The organism is Streptomyces sp. APSN-46.1 (genome assembly GCF_022815725.1).
GTDB lineage: Bacteria > Actinomycetota > Actinomycetes > Streptomycetales > Streptomycetaceae > Streptomyces.
In genome coordinates this window covers 52,745-72,329 of sequence record NZ_JALGRF010000018.1, presented here as the reverse complement: position 1 = coordinate 72,329, position 19,585 = coordinate 52,745, and the positions used below count along the sequence as shown (strand labels likewise).

The window sequence follows — 19,585 nt, the reverse complement described above, 5'->3', positions numbered from 1 at the left end:
GCGGGGGGTTGGGGGGGGGCGGGGGGCGGGGGGGGGGGGGGGGCGGGGTCCGGGGGGGGGGCGGGGGGCCCGGGGGCGTTGCCCGGGGCGGGGGGGGGGGGGGGGGGGGCGGGGCAGGGGGTGGGGTGTTGGCCGGGACTGCATGATTTTTGGCGCCCTGGCGGGATCCTTCGTCGTGCGGCGGCGGTGAGCGCCACAAATCACGCTTTACGTCCCGGCCAACACCCCACCCCGTCCCCGTCCCCGGCAAAGTCGGCCCCGGCAACATTCAGCCCCCGGACGGCCATCCTCAGCCTCGCTGGCACACTTCAGCCCAGGCCAGCCATCCTTAGCCTCGCTGGCATACCCCAGCCCACGCCGGCCATCCTCAGCCTCGCCGGCGTTTGAGGTGCGGGGGTTCGGGGGCTGGCCCACGGCAGCGGCGCCGGACTCGGCACACTTCAGCCTCGCCGGCGATTGAGGCGTCCGGTACGGTCTGGCAGCGGGGCGGGATGATGGCGGGATGCGTATCGCGGTCACCGGTTCGACCGGTCTCATCGGCTCGGCCCTCGTACGGTCCCTGCGCGCGGACGGGCATGACGTGGTGCGGTTCGTGCGCCGCGAGCCCGCCGCGCCCGACGAGGTGCGCTGGGACCCCGCGCGCGGCTACGTGGACCCCGCCGGGCTCGTCGGCCGCGCGGCCGTCGTGCACCTGGCCGGGGCCGGGGTCGGGGACCATCGCTGGACCCCCGCGTACAAGAGGGAGATCCGCGACAGCCGGGTGCTGGGGACGGCGGCCGTCGCGCAGGCCCTGGCCGGCCTCGACAACCCGCCCGGGGTGCTCGTCAGCGGGTCCGCCGTCGGCTACTACGGGGACACCGGCGACCGCGTGGTCGACGAGGAGTCCCCGGCGGGGCAGGGGTTCCTGCCCTCCGTCTGCGTGGAGTGGGAGGGCGCCGCCGAGCCCGCGCGGGCGGCCGGCGTACGGACCGTGTTCGCCCGTACCGGGCTGGTCGTCGCCCGCGAGGGCGGCGCCTGGGGGAGGATGTTCCCCCTCTTCCGCGCCGGCCTCGGCGGCCGCCTCGGCGACGGCCGCCAGTACTGGTCGTACATCTCCCTGCACGACGAGATCGCCGCCCTGCGGCACCTCATCGACACCCCCGAGCTGTCCGGCCCCGTGAACCTCACCGCCCCCGAGCCCCGGACCAACCGGGAGGTCACCGCCGCGATGGGCCGCGTCCTGCGCCGCCCGACGCCGTTTCCCGTGCCGGCGGTCGCCCTGCGCCTCGTACTCGGCGAGTTCGCCCAGGACGTGCTGGGCAGTCAGCGGGTCCGGCCCACCCGGCTGCTGGAGTCCGGATTCACCTTCCGCCACCCCGGGATCGACGAGGCGATCCGGGCCGCGCTCGCCCGGGCCGCCTGAGTGCGCGCGGCCGCTGACAGCGCACGCCCGATCGCCGTGCGACCGTTTGTGACCCGCATGCGACCGCTGTGCGACCGGAGTTGTCCGTAATCGCTGCCCGAACTCGGGTTTTGGTGGAGCCCGTTGGGGGAAGGAGGATCCCCACACAGCCGCGCCGACCTCGGGGAGGGGCACGTGCTCACCAGCTCACACCATGCCGCACACCATGCGGACGTCGTCATCGTAGGAGCCGGAGTCTCAGGACTCGCGGCCGCACAGCACCTGATCGCCGCAGGGGTCACCGTCACCGTCCTGGAGGCCGCCGAAGGCCCCGGAGGCCGGATGGCCACCGAGCGGATCGACGGGTTCCGGCTGGACCGGATCGGCCAGCTGCTCAACACCTCGTACCCGGAGCTCGAACGCACCCCCGGCCTGGAGGACCTGACCCTGCGGACCTTCGCACCCGGCGTCCTGGTCCACAGCGAGGGCAAACAGCACCGGGCGGGAGCCCTCACCCCGGCCCGCGCCCTGGCCAGCGGCTCCTTCGACCAGGCCCGGCTGAGCGCCGTGCTGGGCAGACTCGCGGCCCTGCCCGTCGAGCGCGTCCTGGCCCGCCCGGAACGCACGGCTCTCGCCGCCCTGCGCTCCCGGGGCCTCGGAGCGACCCTGCGGCCGCTGCTCGCCACCCTGCTCTGCGATCCGGAGCTCACCACGTCCAGCCGGGTCGCCGACCTCGCCCTGCGCACCTTCGTCCGCGGCCGCCTGGCCGTGCCCGAGGGCGGCGCGGCCACCGTGCCCGACCTCCTCGCCGCCGCCCTGCCGCCCGGCACCGTCCGCACCGGGGTCCGGGTCCGGTCGGTGGCGACCAACCTCGTCACCACCGAGGAGCACGGCGACTTCAGCTGCCGCTCCGTCCTCCTGGCCACCGGGGCCCGCGCCGCCGCGCACCTGCTGCCCGGGCTGCGCGTACCCCGCTTCCACGAGATCACCGTCCTGCACCACGCCACCGCCGCCCCGCTGCCCTGGGACCGCTCGCTGCTCCTGGACGGCGACCCCGGGTGGCCCCTCGCCCACACCGCCGTGATGAGCGCGGTCGACCCGACGCGGGCCCCGGCCGGCCGCGGCCTGGTCACCACCACCGTGTTCGGCCCGCCGCCCCCGCCGCGCACGGTCGCCTCGCGCCTGGCCCGGCTCTACGAGACCTCGACCCGGGAGTGGGAGCCGCTGGCCGTCCACCACACCCCGGAGGCGGTCCCGGCCATGCCCCCGCCGTACGACCCGCGACGGACCGTACGGGTCCTGGCCGGGCTGTACGTGTGCGGGGACCACCGCGACACCAACACCGTCCAGGGCGCGCTGCACTCGGCCCGCCGCGCCGCCACCGCCGTCCTGCGCGACTTCGGCATCCCGCTCCCGGTCACCACCGCGCCCGCCCTACCGGTGGCGGCCTGAGAGCCACTTGGTGACGCCGGCGGGGGCATATCCCAGCCTCGCCGGCGTTTGAGGCGCGGGGGTGCGGGGGCAGAGCCCCCGCAGCCGACCCGCAGGGTCACGACAACGCCGCCACCCGGTCCCGGTAGGTCCGCACCGCCTCGGCGTCCCGGTACGGCTCCAGCCGCCGCTCGAAGTCCCGTACGTACTCCACCGCGCGCACCGACCGCATCTCCATCGCCTGCTGCGCCGCCTCCGCGCCCAGCGCGCACGCCTGGTCCAGCTCGCCCAGCCCCAGCCGGGCCGTCGCCAGCACCACCCGGCAGAACAGCCGGGACCGCGCGAACCCCGGCGCCCGCAGCTGGAGCGAGCGCTCCGCGTGCTGGGCCGAGGCCCGGTACTGCTGGAGGTCCCGGTGGCAGTGCCCGAACTCGTCCGCCAGCTGCCCCTCGTCGAAGGCCCGCGCCCAGTGCGGTACGTCGTCCCCCGCCCGGGCCGCGCCCAGCGCCCGCTCGGCCCGTACGAGGGAGGCCGTCGCCGCGCGCACCTCGCCCATCACCGCGTGCCCCCGCGCCTCCGCCGAATGCAGCAGCGCCTGCACCACGGGCGGCGGGCCCGAGCCGACGCCCTGCTGGGCGACCCGGGCGAGCTGCACCGCCTCCCGGCCGTGGCCGAGGTAGACCGCCTGCCGGCTCATCGTGACCAGCACGTACGACCCGTACGGCCGGTCCGCGGCGGCCTGGGCGAGGCGCAGCGCCTGGACGAAGTAGCGCTGGGCGAGCCCGTGCGCGGCGATGTCGTACGAGGTCCAGCCCGCGAGCCGGGTCAGGTCGGCGGCCGCCGCGAAGAGCCGCCGCCCGGTGGTCTCCCCGTAGGTCCCGCGGAGCATCGGCTCCGCCTCGTGCTCCAGGTACCGCACCAGGGCCTGGCGGGCGTGCCCGCCGCCGTAGGTGTGGTCCAGGGTCCGGAACAGCTCGCTCACCGAGCGCAGCGCCGCGATGTCCCCGCTGGTCACCCGCTGGCCGGGACCCCGGTCGATCTGGCGCTGGCGGGGCACGGAGGTCCGGCCCTGGAGCGGGACCCGGGCGGCGGCCGGATCGGCGCCGCGCCCGACCCGCTCGTCGGCCCGCCCGATCAGCCAGTCCCGGCTGGGCACGACCAGTCCGGCCGGGGTGAACGCGATCTTCCGCAGCTCGGCGTGGGAGCCCGAGTCCTTGCGCCACAGCCCGCTCGCGATGTCCACGGCCTCCTCCGGGGTGGCCGCGAACTCCAGCCCGGCGTACACCGGGGCGCAGGCGTCCAGGCCCAGGTCCTGCGCCGACAGCCGCCGGCCGAGGCGCCGGGTGAACACCTCCGCGATCAGCGCCGGGGTGGTACCGCGCGGCTGCTGCCCGCGCAGCCAGCGGGTCACGGAGGTCTTGTCGTACCGCAGGTCGAGACCGTGCTCCAGGCCGAGCTGGTCGACGCGGCGGGCCAGACCCGCGTTGGAGAAACCGGCTTCCGCGATCAGCGCCGCGAGCTGCCGGTTGGGGACGCGCTGGGCAGGTCGTTCCGTCATCGGCTCCACGGTTTCCGTACGTGACGGACCGGAGTCCCGGCCCTGTGAACGGCGTGAATGTAGCGGCGAACTTCCCCTATGCCGTCCGCTCTGCCCCACATTCATCCGATCGTGTGCAGAACGGGTAGGGGTCTTTACGGATCGACCCCTTCCGCCCGCGTACGCTGCGGGCCATGACCCGTTGGCCCACCAGGCCGGACCTCCCTCACGAGTCCACCGCTCCGCTGACCGCGCCCGAGCTGACCGAGGCCGAGTGCCGACGGTGCGGCACGTACATCGCGGGGCTCGACGGCCGGTACGCGTGCGGGGTGTGCGGCTGGGTCAACGACCACTCGGAGGGGCACCGGCGGCTGCCGCGGGCGGACGAGGACCCGGACCGGCCGCCGAAGGGCAGGCGCCGCCCCAGGCAGCTGCCCGGACCGCCGCCCGCGCCGCCGCCCGCGCCGCAGGCGCCTTCGTAGGAAGCCCGGCGGGCGCCTGAGGGGGTCCGCACGGGCGGCCGTACCCTTGGCTGGGTGCGATACGTGCACACAGCAGGTTCAACACAGCAGGTTCAACGAGGAGGTGCCGCGGTGTCCGAGCTTCGGTTTGTCCATCTGGGCTTCGGGTCGGAATCCGTCGAGTACACCCGGGCCTGGGAGGAGCAGCGGCGTGTGCACGCCGCCCGCTTCGAGGACGAGATCGACGACACCTGCCTCCTGCTGGAGCACCTGCCCGTCTACACCGCGGGGCGGCGGACCGACGCCACTGAGCGGCCGCTGGACGGCACGCCCGTCATCGACGTGGACCGCGGCGGCAAGATCACCTGGCACGGCCCGGGCCAGCTGGTCGGCTACCCGATCATGAAGCTGCCCCGGCCGGTGGACGTGGTCGCACACGTCCGCCGCCTGGAGGAGGCGCTGATCCGCACCGCCGCCGAGTTCGGCCTGGAGACCACCCGGGTGGAGGGCCGCTCCGGCGTCTGGGTCCTCGGAGACCCGATCGAGGAGCGCCCGAAGATCGGCGGTCTCTCCCTCGACTTCGACCCGCGGCTGACCGACGACGAGTTCGACGCCCGCCTGAACGGCCCCGAGTACGCCCCCTCCAACGCCGGCCAGCGCCGCGAGGACCGCAAGCTCGCCGCCATCGGCATCCGCGTCGCCAAGGGCGTCACCATGCACGGCTTCGCGATCAACGTGAACCCGGACAACACCTGGTTCGACCGGATCGTGCCGTGCGGGATCCGGGACGCCGGTGTGACCTCGCTCTCGTACGAACTGGGCCGCGAGATCACCATCGCCGAGGTGGTGCCGGTCATCGAGCGTCACCTGAAGGACGTACTGGAGCAGGCGGAACTGAAGCCGCGCGAGATCGAGCCCGCCGTCGGCTGACCGCCGGGGAATGAGTCCGGCAGCCCCCAGGTTGGCGGACGTAAGAGCGTATGAAATTACGGGCGTACCCTGGTGGACGCCGAAGAATCGAAGTCACAGGGAGCCGGTCGTGTCCGCAGTCGCACCCGACGGACGCAAGATGCTGCGCCTGGAGGTCCGTAACAGCCAGACCCCCATCGAGCGCAAGCCCGAGTGGATCAAGACCCGGGCGAAGATGGGTCCCGAGTACACGAAGATGCAGGCCCTGGTGAAGGGCGAAGGACTGCACACGGTGTGCCAGGAAGCCGGTTGTCCGAACATCTACGAATGCTGGGAGGACCGCGAGGCCACCTTCCTCATCGGTGGCGACCAGTGCACCCGGCGCTGTGACTTCTGCCAGATCGACACGGGCAAGCCCGAGGCCCTGGACCGGGACGAGCCGCGCCGTGTCGGCGAGTCCGTGGTCACGATGGACCTGAACTACGCCACCATCACCGGCGTCGCGCGCGACGACCTGGCCGACGGCGGCGCCTGGCTGTACGCGGAGACCGTGCGCCAGATCCACCAGCAGACGGCGGGCCGCGAGGCCGGGCCCACCAAGGTCGAGCTGCTGGCCCCCGACTTCAACGCGGTGCCGGAGCTGCTGGAGGAGGTCTTCGCCTCCCGCCCCGAGGTCTTCGCGCACAACGTCGAGACGGTGCCGCGGATCTTCAAGCGGATCCGCCCGGGCTTCCGCTACGAGCGCTCGCTCGACGTGATCACCAAGGCGCGCGAGTACGGCCTGGTCACCAAGTCGAACCTGATCCTCGGCATGGGTGAGGAGCGCGAGGAGGTCTCGCAGGCCCTGAAGGACCTCCACGAGGCGGGTTGCGAGCTCATCACCATCACCCAGTACCTGCGGCCCTCGCCGCGGCACCACCCCGTCGAGCGCTGGGTGAAGCCGGCCGAGTTCGTGGAGCTGGCGAAGGAGGCCGAGGAGATCGGCTTCTCCGGCGTGATGTCCGGTCCGCTGGTCCGGTCCTCGTACCGGGCCGGGCGCCTCTACCAGCAGGCGATGGAGAAGCGCGCGACTGTGTGACGCGCGCTACGCGGTGGACTCTGTGAAGTCACGCACAAAGTCTTACCAGTGGGTAACACCGTATCGACGCGGCCCCTAGGCTCCCTTTTGGTGGAGAGCCCGGCGGGCCGCGTCAATATTTCATTAAGTTTGACCGGCCGGTCATGCCCTGGTAACACCAATCAGTGACGATAGGTCCACGCACCGCACACATTTCGCCGTTGCGAGTACCGAGAGAGGGATCGACTTATGCAGGCCGCGCCCGTTCGCGCCATCGCCATCCCGTCCTTCACCGACGCCTTCCGCGGCTTCGAATCCCTGCTCATGAGCGGCGCCCGCCGCAATGCCTGGACCGCGGTCCTCGAAGACCGCCGCAGAGCCAAGGACCGGGTCGAAACCGAGCACGTACTCGAGGCCGCGGCTACCCGGACCCCGCAGGCCACGTAAACTCGCCCTATGGCGAGGAAGTCAAACGCAGAGACTGCTGCGAACCCCGGGCGACTGAAGCAGATCGCCCTCACGTACAAGATGACGCGCAAGGCCGACCCGAAGGTCGCTCTGATCGTCGCGGGCGTGGGAATCGTCACCTTCGGTGTCTTTCTTGCGATCGGCTTCCTGATCGACCACCCGATCTACCTGGGCATCCTGGGCTTTCTGGTGGCTTTCCTCGCAATGGCGATCGTCTTCGGGCGACGGGCCGAGCGGGCTGCCTTCGGGCAGATGGAAGGGCAGCCGGGCGCGGCCGCGGCGGTACTGGACAACGTGGGCCGGGGCTGGTCGACCACCCCCGCCGTCGCGATGAACCGGAACCAGGACATCGTCCACCGCGCGGTCGGCAAGGCCGGCGTGGTGCTGATCGCGGAGGGCAACCCGAACCGGGTGAAGACCCTGCTCGCGGCCGAGAAGAAGAAGCTGGCCCGGATCATGCCCGACGTCCCGGTGCACGACTTCATCGTGGGCACCGGCGAGGGCGAGGTTCCGCTCCAGAAGGTCCGTACGACGCTGCTGAAGCTGCCGCGCGTGCTGAGCGGCCCGCAGATCACCCAGGTCAACGACAAGCTGCGCGCCATGGGTGACTTGATGTCCAACATGCCGTTGCCAAAGGGCCCTATGCCCGGGCGCGGCATGCGAGGTCCGCGACCGCGTTGACCGCGTCGGGAGTGACCCGCGCGGTCATTTCCATGGCGGGCAAGGGATGAGGCTTAGTTGGAGGGGTGCCTTGGCACCCCTCCAACGCGTTCATGAGCGCTTCCCACAGGCCCGAGTCCGTCCAGCGCCGCCACTGGCCGCGCAACCCCGTGGAGCCGTGTTTCCTGTCCAGCTCTGACCATCGTGCATCCGTCCTCGCCTTTTCCAAGAAGGCTTCCAGCACGGTCCGGGGTGCCAGGCCGCCCTTCTGGCGAGCAATCGCCGCCCCCTTGGGGAACAGGTTCAGGGCGACCAGGTGAGACCAGATTTCGTCGGTCACCGTCGGGACCAACCTGCCCTCACTGCGGAACCACTCGGCTACGGGACAGGCCGGACCTCGCCGCATGGGTGGTGGTGGTCCAGTCATCTTGATCCGGACATCGATCAAACCCATCAACTCTCGCTGCTGCTCACGAGTCAGGTCCTTCAAGCACTCGTCTTCAAGAAGGGCGCAGACGGCTTCCCACGCCCATGCGTCTACCCCGGTTGCGTAGATCTGTGGGCAGGAGCAGACCGGGGCCCCGGCGTACGAGGCTCGCTTCCCCGCGCAGACATAGTGGGGAGACTTCTCGCCGGCCGGACTGCCGCCGACGTAGTGCTTGCCGCACGGACTCGAAATGCGCCCACTGAGCGTGTAGCAGTTCCAGAGAACGGGCGGTGCCTTCGGCTGTCGCGAGACCGCGCCCCGGAGTTCGACGACTTCAGCCTCGGTGAAGACGGGATCGAGAGGGATCACCAGGCTCTCTCCCCAAACGGGAGCGCCGTCGGACCCGGTCTCGGCTCGGGACGGCTTCCGGAAGACGAAGCGGGCACTCAGCAAGTCCTCGTCCATGAGTCGTGCCCTGATATTCGCCTCGCTCCAACGCTTGCCTGATCGCGTGCGGGACCCCTCGTGATTCAGCGCCAGTGCCACGCGGCCCCATTTGCCGTGTTCTTCGACGGCGAGTTGCCTCGCCCGGCGCAAGACCGGTGCCTCGTGGCGGGTGGTGCAGGGGCCGCACGGGGAGCAGCGGTCTCCGCCGTCGCAGTCGTCGAGCACCAGTCGTTGCTCGCCTCGGCGGCCCACGTTGAGGATGCGGTAGCCGTATCGAGGTGCCCCTCCGGGGTGGCCTCCTTCTGCGGCCTTCTCCTGGATGCCACCCTGGGTGCGAGTCCGGATGTTCCCGTGCTCCTGGATGGCGTAATGCGCGCCCTGCTGCATCCGTGAACATCCGGCGCTGGTCGAATTGTCGTAGTCCTCGTTCGCGACGGCCACGAAAATTCCCAGACCTTCGAGTTCCCGGAGCCAGTGCCAGAAGGATGGCCCGGTACGGCCGATTGCCCTCGTCTCGTGTACGACGACCATGTCGAAGGGGCGCGGGCTCTGCCGGGCATCCGCCATCAGGCGCTTGAGTGCGTCCCGTCCGTGTGCCTCGAGAGTGCCGCTGACGCCCTGATCGGCGTACGTGCCTACGTGCTCCCACCCCTTCACTGCGATATAGCACGAGGTGTTTCTGCCGGTATACGCGATTCCGTACCCCTTGACCTGTGACCGAGTGGACACTCGCAGGTAGTCGACGGCTCGCAGCGTGCCGGCCGGCCGAGCTGTGGTCTTGTTCGCAGGCGTGAGAGCCTTACCCATGTCAGTCCTCCCAGACTGGCCAGACCCCGGAGTGTTGGCGCACGTCCGGGGTCGCTCATGTGCCTGCAGGCTAGGAGATTCGATCGCAAATCCGGCCTCCTGCGGAGAATCTGCCCCTTTAGGGTGACTTCTTCGCGGAAGCTTGGACCCGGATTGCATACATGCATGAGGATGCCCCCGAGCCGAGGGCTTCGGGGGCATCCTCATGTGCGGGGGGCGGACGTCTAGATCCGCACCTGTACGGCGCGGGCCAGCCGGTCGTGCAGGCCGCGGCCGTCGCGGTCCCAGATCAGCGCCGGGATGACCAGGAGCAGCAGCAGCGTGCGGAGTGCCACGCGGTAGAAGCCGAGGCGGCCGCCGTTCTCCGCGACCACCCGCAGGCCCACGACGCGCTTGCCGGGCGTGGAGCCCACCGTGCCGACCGTCAGGATGCTCAGGGCCGCGAAGAGCGCCAGCGTCCAGTTGCCGGCCGCGGCCAGGTTTCCGCCTGTGATCAGCCCGTACGCGATCAGCTGGCAGCCGATCCAGTCGAGGGCCACACCGCCCAGCCGACGCCCGAAGCGCGCCGCGGAGCCGGGGCCCTGCTGGGGCAGACCCAGCCGCTGGCCCGGGTATCCGAAGTCGACGCCCATCTCCTCGGCGGTCGCGCGAGGGCCGGAGAGCCAGGATCCGATTGCTTGCCTGTTGTCCACCCGACCACGGTACCGGTGCTGCTTCGTGCGACTCCGGCGGGACCCTGGTTAACTTGTGCGAAACAAATGGGTCATGCTTGAGAAATCCCGTCTGCTTATGGTCGGGTCAGCGTGCGGCACCGCACTGACGCACCACGAGCTATAAAACCCGCCCTGCCCCTGGGTCGGGAGTAGGAGGAGTTGGATGTTCCAGAACGCCGACGAAGTGAAGCAGTACATCGAGGAGAACGACGTCAAGTTCGTCGACGTCCGCTTCTGCGACCTGCCTGGTGTGATGCAGCACTTCACCATCCCGGGGCGGGCGTTCGACCCGAACGAGGAGCTCGCCTTCGACGGCTCCTCGATCCGCGGCTTCCAGGCGATTCACGAGTCCGACATGGCGCTGCGTGCCGACATCAGCACCGCGCGTCTGGACCCGTTCCGCAAGGACAAGACGCTCAACATCAACTTCTTCATCCACGACCCGATCACGGGTGAGGCCTACAGCCGCGACCCGCGCAACATCGCGAAGAAGGCCGAGGCGTACCTCGCCTCCACCGGCATCGCCGACACCGCGTACTTCGGCCCCGAGGCCGAGTTCTACGTGTTCGACAGCGTGCGCTTCGCGACCACCGCGAACGAGAGCTTCTACCACATCGACTCCGAGGCCGGCGCCTGGAACACCGGTTCCGAGGAGAACAACCGCGGCTACAAGGTCCGCTACAAGGGCGGCTACTTCCCGGTCGCCCCGGTCGACCACTTCGCCGACCTGCGTGCCGAGATCTCCCTGGAGCTGGACGCGCAGGGCCTCCAGGTCGAGCGCCAGCACCACGAGGTCGGCACCGGCGGCCAGGCCGAGATCAACTACAAGTTCAACACGCTGCTCGCCGCGGCCGACGACCTGATGCTCTTCAAGTACATCGTGAAGAACGTCGCCTGGCGCAACGGCAAGACCGCGACCTTCATGCCGAAGCCGATCTTCGGTGACAACGGCTCGGGCATGCACGTGCACCAGTCGCTGTGGGCCAACGGCGACCCGCTGTTCTACGACGAGGCCGGCTACGCGGGCCTCTCGGACACCGCCCGCTACTACATCGGCGGCATCCTCAAGCACGCCCCGTCGCTGCTGGCCTTCACCAACCCGACGGTGAACTCGTACCACCGCCTGGTGCCGGGCTTCGAGGCGCCGGTCAACATGGTGTACTCGCAGCGCAACCGCTCCGCCGCCATGCGCATCCCGATCACCGGCTCGAACCCGAAGGCCAAGCGCGTCGAGTTCCGCGCCCCGGACCCGTCCTCGAACCCGTACCTGGCGTTCGCGGCCCTCCTCCTGGCCGGCCTCGACGGCGTCAAGAACAAGATCGAGCCGATGGAGCCGATCGACAAGGACCTCTACGAGCTCTCGCCCGACGAGCACGCGAGCGTCCCGCAGGTCCCGACCAGCCTTGAGGACGTCCTCAAGGCCCTGGAGGAGGACCACGAGTACCTCCTGGCCGGCGGTGTCTTCACCCCCGACCTGATCGAGACCTGGATCGACTACAAGCGCACGCACGAGATCGCCCCGATCGCCCAGCGCCCGCACCCGCACGAGTTCGAGCTCTACTTCGACCTCTAAACCCGTCGAAGCCGCGGTATCGAGCCGGAGCCCCGCCCCTCTCCCCGGAGAGCGGCGGGGTTCCGCCGTTTCCGGCTAGGTTCGGGGGATGGACGATCTGTGGAAGACCATCGGTGCGCTCGCGGCGCGGTTCGACGCGCATGACCGGGGGCGCGGGGTGGCGCACGAGGAGAGCGTGACCCTGCAGGTTCTCAAGATCGGGGAGGAGTTCGGGGAGGCGGCGCAGGCCGTGATCGGGGCCAAGGGGGCCAATCCGCGCAAGGGGAATTCCCATACGTGGGCCGACGTGGAGGCGGAGGTCGCCGACGTCGTCATCACGGCCATGGTCGCTCTGGCCCGGATGCGGCCGGACGCCGCCCATTACCTGGCGGAGCAGCTCAAGGCGAAGTCGGAGCGGTTCCTCTGACCCCTTGCAGCAGGGGCATCGATCCCGTCAGGTCGCGCAGGCAGCGGACCGCGAGTTCGGGTGGGGAGCCGGGGCCCGAGACCGGGGCGTCGGTCGTCGCCCAGAGTTCCAGCGCGACGCGGATCGCGTCCGTGGCCGCCGCCGCGAGGAGGCGGACGGCCAGGGCGTCGGCGTCCTCGCCGGCGAGCCGGGCGATGACCGGAACCAGGCGCTCCTCGGAATCCTGGTTCACCCGGTACCAGACCGTGCGCAGGGCTTCGTCGGTCGTGGCCGCGCGAAGCAGGCCGCGGGTGACCTCCAGGCCCTCCTCGATCGTCTGGAGGTCGCTGAGCGAGCGGGTGACCGCGCGTTCCAGTGCCTCGGCGAGCGGGGTGCCGGGGTCCTCCTCGGCGAGCAGCGCGCGCCAGGCGTCGCCGCCGCCGGCGAGCAGTGGGGCCACCGCCTCCTGTTTGTTGCGGAAATAGCGGTAGAACGTGCGCAGGGCCACGCCCGCGCGGTGGGCGATGTCCTCGGCGGTGGTGCCGTCGGGACCGTGCTCGGCGAACAGTTCGCAGGCCGCGCGGGCGATGTCGAGCTGGGTGGCGGCCTTGCGGCGCTCGGTCAGCGACTGGGCTCCGGGGCCGGCCTGGGGAGCGTACGGACGAGGGGATCTCACGGGTGAAGACTACCGCCCGGCGGAAGGGATAATGGGCGGTTTTGTCGCTCCGGCAAAACGTGTCATCGACTCGGTACGCTCGCCCCATGAACCGTTACGAAGGACGACGCGTCCTCATCACCGGCGGCGGCTCCGGCATCGGCCGGGCCACCGTCCACCGCATCCTCGCCGAGGGCGGCCGCGTCCACACGGTGGACGTCAACGAGGCCGGGCTCAAGGCCACCGCCGACCAGGCCGGCGCCGCCGGCCACGCGGACCGCCTGACCGCCGCCGTCCTCGACATATCCGACGAGAACGCGGTCAAGGAGGGCATCGCCGCCGCCGTCGCGAGCCTCGGCGGGCTCGACGTACTGGTCAACGCCGCGGGCATCCTGCGCTCCGCGCACACCCACCAGACCACGCTCGACCTCTGGAACCAGGTCATCGCGGTCAACCTGACCGGCACCTTCCTGGTCATCCGCGAGTCGCTCCCGGCGCTGCTGGAGGGCGACCAGCCGGTCGTCGTGAACTTCAGCTCCACCTCGGCGTCCTTCGCCCACCCCTACATGTCGGCCTACGCGGCCAGCAAGGGCGGCATCCAGTCCATGACCCACGCGCTGGCCGCCGAGTACAGCAAGCAGGGTCTGCGGTTCGTCTCCGTCGCGCCCGGCTCCATCGAATCCGGCATGACCACCGGCAACGGCCCGGGCCTGCCCGAGGACACCGACTGGAGCCTGTTCGCCAAGCTCGCCCCGGCCATCGGCCAGGGCTTCGCCGGCCCGCAGACCGTGGCCGGCGTCGTCGCGATGCTGGGCTCCGAGGACGGCGCTTTCATCACCGGTACCGAGATCCGCATCGACGGCGGTACGCACTACTAGGAACTGCTAAGAACTACTAAGAGCGGAAACGCTCCCAGAGCCGGGGGAAGCGCTCCGCCAGCACGGCTTCGTTCTCGAAGTCCAGCGGGGTGCCCTCCGGCTCTGCCGGCTGGAGCGGGACCCCGAGATCCGGGGCGACCTCCCCGGTCAGCTGCTCGTACGCCTCATCGGCCGCGTACCCCAGCTCCTCGCCGTCGCCGTCGACCTCCTCGTCGAACTCGCCCAGCAGCTCGGCCAGCTGGTCCGGGTCGTGGACGGCCCCCTCGAACACCTCCCGGCCCTGCCCGATCAACCAGCACCGGAAGTAGTCGAACGCGTCGTCGCTCGCCCCGTCGAGCAGCACCCACGCGGCGCCCCACAGGTCCCAGGTGTACGCCCGGTTGTACCGGGACTCGAAGTGCCGGGCGAAGTCCAGGACGGAGTCCGGGTCGAGCTGCGCCAGCCGCTCGACGAGCAGCTCGGCATGGTCCTCGGGGTCGCCGTCGGCGGCCTCGCGGGTACGGTCGACGATCTCCCAGAACTCCGTCTCGTCCATCACGGGTCCAGCATCACGGGTCCACCTCCGCGCCGCCACCGCGCATACGGCGAAAGGCCGGTGTCCGACCCCCTTGGCGGGGTGGACACCGGCCTTCAGCGTGCTGCGCGTGGGCGCGAGGCCCTACGCGAGGCCTTACAGGCCGTAGCGCTCCCGGGCCTCCTTGACGGAGGACGCCGGCACCTCGCCGCGGCGGGCGAGCTGGGCCAGCGCGGCCACCACGATCGACTGGGCGTCGACGCCGAAGTGGCGGCGGGCACCCTCACGGGTGTCGGACAGGCCGAAGCCGTCCGTGCCCAGCGAGGTGTAGTCCTGCTCCACCCACTGGCTGATCTGGTCCGGGACCTGACGCATCCAGTCGGACACCGCGAGGACCGGGCCGGCGGCACCCTCCAGCGCGCGGGTGACGTACGGGGTGCGCAGCTCGCCGCGCAGCAGCGCCTCGTCGCACTCCAGCGCGTCGCGCCGCAGCTCGCCCCAGGAGGTGGCGGACCAGACGTCGGCGGCCACGTTCCAGTCGGCGGCGAGGAGCTTCTGCGCCTCCAGCACCCAGTGGATCGCCGTACCCGAGGCCATGAGCTGGACCTTCGGGGCGTCGGCGGCCGGGGCCGCCTCCGCCAGGTCCGCCGCCGTGTTGAAGCGGTAGAGGCCGCGCAGGATGCCCTCTTCCACGCCCTCCGGCATGGCGGGCTGCACCTTCGGCTCGTTGTAGACCGTCAGGTAGTAGAAGACGTCTTCCGGCTTCTCGCCGTACATCCGGCGCAGACCGTCCTTGACGATCACCGCGATCTCGTACGCGAAGGCGGGGTCATAGTTGAGCGACGCCGGGTTCGTGGACGCGATCAGGTGCGAGTGGCCGTCCGCGTGCTGGAGGCCCTCACCGGTCAGGGTGGTGCGGCCGGCGGTGGCGCCGACGATGAAGCCCTTGCCGAGTTGGTCGGCGAGCTGCCACATCTGGTCGGCGGTGCGCTGCCAGCCGAACATCGAGTAGAAGATGTAGAAGGGGATCATCGGCTCGCCGTGCGTCGCGTACGACGTGCAGGCGGCGATGAAGTCGGCCATGGCGCCGGCCTCGGTGATCCCCTCGTTGAGGATCTGGCCGTCCTTGGCTTCCTTGTAGTACATGAGCTGGTCGCGGTCGACCGGCTCGTACGTCTGGCCCAGCGGCGAGTAGATGCCGGCCGACGGGAAGAGGGACTCCATACCGAAGGTACGGGCCTCGTCGGGGACGATCGGCACCCAGCGCTTGCCGGTCTCCTTGTCCCGCATCAGGTCCTTGACGAGGCGGACGAAGGCCATGGTGGTGGCCATCTCCTGCTTGCCGGAGCCCTTGAGCAGCGGGGCGAAGGAACGGTCCGCCGGAGCGGGCAGGGCCACGTGCTTGACCTTGCGGGCCGGGGCCGGGCCGCCGAGCGCCGCGCGGCGCTCGTTCAGGTACTGGACCTCGGGGCTGTTGGCGCCCGGGTGGCCGTACGGGACCTGGCCGTCGGCGAAGGCGCTGTCCGGGATCGGGAGTCCGAGCTTGTCGCGCATGCTCTTGAACTCGTCGATCGTCAGCTTCTTCATCTGGTGGTTCGCGTTCTTCGACTCGAACCCGGCACCCAGGGTGTAGCCCTTGACGGTCTGCGCGAGGATGACCGTCGGCGCGCCCTTGTGCTCCAGGGCGGCCTTGTACGCGGCGTAGACCTTGCGGGGCTCGTGGCCGCCGCGGGAGCTGTGGAAGCACTCGGCGATCTTGGCGTCGGAGAGCACACCGGCGAGCTGCACCAGCGCGGGGTTCGCGCCGAAGAAGTGCTCGCGGATGTACGCGACGTCGCGGGTCGCATACGTCTGGAACTGCGCGTCCGGTACCTCGCGCAGGCGGCGTACCAGGGCGCCCGTGGTGTCGAGCTGGAACAGCTCGTCCCAGGCGGAGCCCCACAGCGACTTGATGACATTCCAGCCGGCGCCGCGGAACTGGGCCTCCAGCTCCTGGACGACGCGGAAGTTCGCGCGGACCGGACCGTCGAGGCGCTGCAGGTTGCAGTTGATGACGAAGGTCAGGTTGTCGAGCTGCTCGCGGGAGGCGAGGGCCAGGGCGGCGGTCGACTCGGGCTCGTCCATCTCGCCGTCGCCGAGGAAGGCCCAGACGTGCGAGTTGGCGGTGTCCTTGATGCTCCGGTTCTGCAGGTAGCGGTTGAAGCGCGCCTGGTAGATCGCGGAGAGCGGGCCGAGGCCCATGGACACCGTCGGGAACTCCCACAGCCACGGCAGGCGCCGCGGGTGGGGGTAGGACGGCAGGCCGTTGCCGCCGGACTCCTGGCGGAAGTTGTCGAGCTGCTGCTCGGACACGCGTCCGTCGAGGAAGGCGCGGGCGTAGATGCCGGGGGAGGCGTGGCCCTGGATGTAGAGCTGGTCGCCCGATCCGTCGGCCTCCTTCCCGCGGAAGAAGTGCTGGAAGCCGGTCTCGTAGAGCCAGGCCGCCGAGGCGAAGGTGGCGATGTGGCCGCCGACGCCGTACTTGGAGCCGCGGGTCACCATGGCGGCCGCGTTCCAGCGGTTCCACGCGGTGATCTTGGCTTCCATCGCCTCGTCGCCGGGGAACTCCGGCTCGGCGGCGGTGGGGATGGTGTTGACGTAGTCCGTCTCCAGCAGCTTCGGCAGGGCGAGGCCGGCGGCCTCGGCGTGCTGGAGCGTGCGGCGGAGCAGGTATTCGGCGCGGCGCGTACCGGCGGCCTTGGCGACGGCATCGAGGGAGGCCGCCCATTCGGCGGTCTCCTCCGTGTCGCGGTCCGGGAGCTGGTCGAGCTCGCTCGGAAGCTTTCCTACGGGGTCGGACATCGGTGTGCGCCGCCTTCCGGACAAAGGAGAGGTGGTGAAAAAATCCCTGACGGGCAGGACAGGGTCGGTGGACCCGGTTGGGGTCCGCGATGACTCTAAATCGCTGATCGATGATCGATCAAATGAATGCGACGAATAAGTGTCCATCTGACGAAAGTCGGCACCGCGTGCCATGAAAAAAGGCACCCGGTGCCGGGCAAATCGGGACGATCTGCTCCGTGGTCGCCCGCTCAGGCGCGCGGGGCGCACCCCAGGACATGCCGCTTCACGAGCAGCCCGATGTCCGGATCCTGGCTGCGGAACGCCTCGACGAGGGCCGCGTGCTCCTCCGCGTAGGACTTCTGGACGGTTCCGAGCCAGCGGATGGACAGGGCCGTGAAGACCTCGATCCCCAGGCTCTCCCAGGTGTGCAGCAGCACGCTGTTCCCGGCCGCCCGCACCAGCTCCCGGTGGAAGCCGACGGTGTGCCGCACCTGCGCGGTCCCGTCCTCCGTCCGGTCGGCCTCCCACAGGGCGGCCACGTGCGGCTCCAGGGCCGAGCAGTCGGCCGCCAGCCGCGGCGCTGCCAGCTCGGCGGCGATCTGCTCCAGACCGGCCCGGACGGGGTAGATCTCCTCCAGGTCGGCCGCCGACAGGTTCCGTACGCGAACCCCCTTGTTCGGCGCCGACTCGATCAGCCGCAAGGTCTCCAGCTCCCGCAGGGCCTCCCGCACGGGAGTCTGACTGACCTCCAGCTCCACAGCGATCCGCCGCTCGACGATCCGCTCGCCGGGCTTCCAGCGGCCGCTGACGATCCCCTCCACGATGTGCTCGCGGATCTGTTCGCGCAGCGAGTGCACGACGGGTGGGGTGATCATCTGGGCTTCATCTCCTGGGGAGGCACGCGGGGGTCGATGCGTAGACAATACGGCGGAGTAGGCCAGAGCGAAGTGTTCGCGGTCGGGGACTGCGGGTGAGGCTGGTAACAGGCTCCGCTTCCCGGCGAACCGCAACCGTGTGCGGCCGAGTGATCATGCCGCCAGAAGGCTCTGGATGAGGGCGCTCAAGGCTGCGGCGTGCTGGGGGTGGCGGCCGATGAGGCCGGCGGCCTCGGAGATGACCCGGTCCCGGTCGGCGGGCTCGGCGGGGGGCCAGGCGGTGGGCGGTGCGGGGGAGCCGGCGAGGGCGGCGGCGAGGGCGAGGTGGGCGGCGCCGGTGAAGGCGTCCTCGTAGACGGAGCGCTCCAGGTGGGCGACCGCTTGGAGGAGGTCGGGATCCACCTCGGGCGGCGCGGTCATGAGCTGCTGGAGCCGGTCGCGCAGGGCGGCGCGGTCCTCGACGTAGTGGTAGGCGGCGGGGATTCCGTCCGCGCGGGCGAGGGTGATCAGCGCGTGGTGCACGGCCGAGTCAGCCGTTTTCAGGTCGGACCCGAGCAGCTCAAGGGCCTGGTCGTGGAGGAGGAACGTCACATGCTCGGTGAGGTAGGCCTGGGACTCCTCCCAAGTGGAGAGGCCGGTCCAGGTGTGGAGGAGCTCGCCGGTGAGGTACGGGCGGAAGGCGCTGTCTGCGTCTGTGGCCTCTGCATCGCGCACGATCCGGAGATGCGCCTCGGCGACCTGACTGACCAGGGTGAGTTCTTCCAGGGCCAACGAGGTCTCAGCTGACCGGAGGTCTTCCGAGTGCTCGTCCCAAAAAGCACGGGCGTCAGCCCAGCTGGCGCAGTTGATCCAGTCGGCGGCTAGGTCGAGTGCAGCTTGGGGCAGAGCCAACCAGGCCGGGTGCTCAGCTCCGGTCGTGTCGCGCAAAAAGCCACGGACTTGGGATGCGTTCGCGGTGCTGCCCTGGCAGTGGGCGCGGAGAAGCTCTCGTGCACGGAGAGCAGCAGGATCTGTCTCCCCGGCAAGCAAGGGATTCCGGGCGACGGAGATGAGCGTTCGGAGACCGGCGTCGGAGTCCACGTGAATGATTTCCAGCTCTCCGCGCTGGACGGCGAGATAGCGAGCTGCCCCCGGATGCGAAACGAGAGCTCGCTCCGCCTCGGCGTAGGCCGCAAGGGCGTCCTGGGGCGTGGTTATGCGTGCGAGGTTGTTGAGGGAGGTGGCGAGGTTGGGGAGGTAGGCGGCGGGGTTGTTCTGGGCGAGGGCGCGACGGATGGTGACGGCTTCGGTGATGGTGGTGAGTGCGCCTTGTTGGTCTCCGGTCTCGGCCTGCCGGTTGGCGAGGTTGTTGAGGGAGGTGGCGAGGTTGGGGAGGTAGGCGGCGGGGTTGTTCTGGGCGAGGTCGCGACGGATGGTGACGGCTTCGGTGATGGTGGTGAGTGCGCCTTGTTGGTTTCCGGTCTCGGCCTGGTGGTTGGCGAGGTTGTTGAGGGAGGTGGCGAGGTTGGGGAGGTAGGCGGCGGGGTTGTTCTGGGCGAGGGCGCGGTAGAGGTCGGTGGCTTCGGTGATGGTGGTGAGTGCGCC

At 70.4% G+C, this 19,585-nt stretch carries 17 protein-coding genes and 1 pseudogene; 10 read left to right on the top strand and 8 right to left on the bottom strand.

From position 1 onward, the window contains the following. Positions 1–502 precede the first annotated feature (502 nt). The gene (locus tag MTF65_RS29750; RefSeq protein WP_243632098.1) at positions 503–1,402 is read left to right on the top strand and encodes a TIGR01777 family oxidoreductase; all 900 of its coding nucleotides are present in this window, start codon (positions 503–505) and stop codon (positions 1,400–1,402) included. A gap of 174 nt (positions 1,403–1,576) precedes the next feature. Beyond that, positions 1,577–2,833 carry an NAD(P)/FAD-dependent oxidoreductase gene (locus MTF65_RS29745; protein WP_243632097.1) on the top strand — a complete coding sequence of 419 codons (1,257 nt, stop codon included), beginning with the start codon at positions 1,577–1,579 and terminating at the stop codon, positions 2,831–2,833. A 97-nt stretch (positions 2,834–2,930) separates the two neighbouring features. Here MTF65_RS29745 and MTF65_RS29740 read toward each other — a convergent pair whose 3' ends face one another. After that, the gene (locus MTF65_RS29740; protein ID WP_243632096.1) at positions 2,931–4,370 is read right to left on the bottom strand and encodes a regulator; all 1,440 of its coding nucleotides are present in this window, start codon (positions 4,368–4,370) and stop codon (positions 2,931–2,933) included. 173 nt (positions 4,371–4,543) lie between these two features. On the opposite strand from MTF65_RS29740, the gene MTF65_RS29735 reads away from it, so the two are divergent. The 5 genes from MTF65_RS29735 (at position 4,544) to MTF65_RS29715 (ending at position 7,925) form a co-directional block, all read left to right on the top strand. Further along, positions 4,544–4,831, top strand: coding sequence for a hypothetical protein (locus MTF65_RS29735; protein ID WP_243632095.1), 288 nt, complete (start codon positions 4,544–4,546; stop codon positions 4,829–4,831). A gap of 111 nt (positions 4,832–4,942) precedes the next feature. Beyond that, positions 4,943–5,740: a lipoyl(octanoyl) transferase LipB gene (gene lipB / locus MTF65_RS29730; RefSeq protein WP_243632094.1), complete on the top strand. Its 798-nt coding sequence runs from the start codon at positions 4,943–4,945 to the stop codon at positions 5,738–5,740. Positions 5,741–5,849: 109 nt separating this feature from the next. Further along, on the top strand, positions 5,850–6,797 hold the full coding sequence (gene lipA, locus MTF65_RS29725) for a lipoyl synthase (RefSeq protein WP_243632093.1): 948 nt from the start codon (positions 5,850–5,852) through the stop codon (positions 6,795–6,797). 228 nt (positions 6,798–7,025) lie between these two features. Beyond that, entirely contained in the window at positions 7,026–7,223 is a 198-nt protein-coding gene (locus MTF65_RS29720) for a hypothetical protein (RefSeq protein WP_054225563.1), read from the top strand. A 9-nt stretch (positions 7,224–7,232) separates the two neighbouring features. Then, positions 7,233–7,925 (top strand): DUF4191 domain-containing protein, encoded by a 693-nt coding sequence (locus MTF65_RS29715; protein ID WP_243632092.1) that lies wholly within the window; start codon positions 7,233–7,235, stop codon positions 7,923–7,925. Here MTF65_RS29715 and MTF65_RS29710 read toward each other — a convergent pair. Continuing rightward, positions 7,885–9,585 (bottom strand): recombinase family protein, encoded by a 1,701-nt coding sequence (locus MTF65_RS29710; protein ID WP_243632091.1) that lies wholly within the window; start codon positions 9,583–9,585, stop codon positions 7,885–7,887. The two genes, MTF65_RS29715 and MTF65_RS29710, sit on opposite strands and share 41 nt — an antisense overlap. A gap of 224 nt (positions 9,586–9,809) precedes the next feature. After that, on the bottom strand, positions 9,810–10,277 hold the full coding sequence (locus MTF65_RS29705; RefSeq protein ID WP_243632090.1) for an RDD family protein: 468 nt from the start codon (positions 10,275–10,277) through the stop codon (positions 9,810–9,812). Positions 10,278–10,461: 184 nt separating this feature from the next. Between MTF65_RS29705 and glnA the strand changes: the two genes are divergently transcribed. Further along, complete coding sequence (glnA, locus tag MTF65_RS29700) at positions 10,462–11,871, top strand: type I glutamate--ammonia ligase (protein WP_031148608.1); 1,410 nt, start codon at positions 10,462–10,464, stop codon at positions 11,869–11,871. 88 nt (positions 11,872–11,959) lie between these two features. Next, positions 11,960–12,277: a MazG-like family protein gene (locus MTF65_RS29695; protein WP_243632089.1), complete on the top strand. Its 318-nt coding sequence runs from the start codon at positions 11,960–11,962 to the stop codon at positions 12,275–12,277. On the opposite strand, the gene MTF65_RS29690 is transcribed toward MTF65_RS29695, so the two are convergent. After that, positions 12,249–12,932: a TetR/AcrR family transcriptional regulator gene (locus MTF65_RS29690; RefSeq protein ID WP_243632088.1), complete on the bottom strand. Its 684-nt coding sequence runs from the start codon at positions 12,930–12,932 to the stop codon at positions 12,249–12,251. The genes MTF65_RS29695 and MTF65_RS29690 overlap by 29 nt on opposite strands. 86 nt (positions 12,933–13,018) lie before the next feature. On the opposite strand from MTF65_RS29690, the gene MTF65_RS29685 reads away from it, so the two are divergent. Next, on the top strand, positions 13,019–13,789 hold the full coding sequence (locus MTF65_RS29685) for an SDR family NAD(P)-dependent oxidoreductase (RefSeq protein ID WP_243632087.1): 771 nt from the start codon (positions 13,019–13,021) through the stop codon (positions 13,787–13,789). Between the two features lie 16 nt (positions 13,790–13,805). On the opposite strand, the gene MTF65_RS29680 is transcribed toward MTF65_RS29685, so the two are convergent. The 4 genes and pseudogenes from MTF65_RS29680 to MTF65_RS29665 all read right to left on the bottom strand — a co-directional run. Next, entirely contained in the window at positions 13,806–14,327 is a 522-nt protein-coding gene (locus MTF65_RS29680) for a DUF4240 domain-containing protein (protein ID WP_243632086.1), read from the bottom strand. Positions 14,328–14,459: 132 nt separating this feature from the next. Further along, positions 14,460–17,144 carry a pyruvate dehydrogenase (acetyl-transferring), homodimeric type gene (gene aceE, locus MTF65_RS29675; protein ID WP_243632085.1) on the bottom strand — a complete coding sequence of 895 codons (2,685 nt, stop codon included), beginning with the start codon at positions 17,142–17,144 and terminating at the stop codon, positions 14,460–14,462. A gap of 230 nt (positions 17,145–17,374) precedes the next feature. After that, a complete protein-coding gene (locus tag MTF65_RS29670) occupies positions 17,375–17,998 on the bottom strand; it encodes a GntR family transcriptional regulator (protein WP_243632101.1) in 624 nt (207 codons plus the stop codon). A gap of 156 nt (positions 17,999–18,154) precedes the next feature. After that, positions 18,155–19,585 (bottom strand): annotated as a pseudogene (locus MTF65_RS29665) (tetratricopeptide repeat protein); the annotation flags it as partial.

Coding starts and splice junctions, on each gene's coding strand:
- MTF65_RS29735 (WP_243632095.1), top strand. CDS start 4,544: ATGACCCGTTGGCCCACCAGGCCGGACCTCCCTCACGAGTCCACCGCT.
- MTF65_RS29720 (WP_054225563.1), top strand. CDS start 7,026: ATGCAGGCCGCGCCCGTTCGCGCCATCGCCATCCCGTCCTTCACCGAC.
- MTF65_RS29710 (WP_243632091.1), bottom strand. CDS start 9,585: ATGGGTAAGGCTCTCACGCCTGCGAACAAGACCACAGCTCGGCCGGCC.
- glnA (WP_031148608.1), top strand. CDS start 10,462: ATGTTCCAGAACGCCGACGAAGTGAAGCAGTACATCGAGGAGAACGAC.
- MTF65_RS29750 (WP_243632098.1), top strand. CDS start 503: ATGCGTATCGCGGTCACCGGTTCGACCGGTCTCATCGGCTCGGCCCTC.
- MTF65_RS29695 (WP_243632089.1), top strand. CDS start 11,960: ATGGACGATCTGTGGAAGACCATCGGTGCGCTCGCGGCGCGGTTCGAC.
- MTF65_RS29685 (WP_243632087.1), top strand. CDS start 13,019: ATGAACCGTTACGAAGGACGACGCGTCCTCATCACCGGCGGCGGCTCC.
- MTF65_RS29740 (WP_243632096.1), bottom strand. CDS start 4,370: ATGACGGAACGACCTGCCCAGCGCGTCCCCAACCGGCAGCTCGCGGCG.
- MTF65_RS29715 (WP_243632092.1), top strand. CDS start 7,233: ATGGCGAGGAAGTCAAACGCAGAGACTGCTGCGAACCCCGGGCGACTG.
- aceE (WP_243632085.1), bottom strand. CDS start 17,144: ATGTCCGACCCCGTAGGAAAGCTTCCGAGCGAGCTCGACCAGCTCCCG.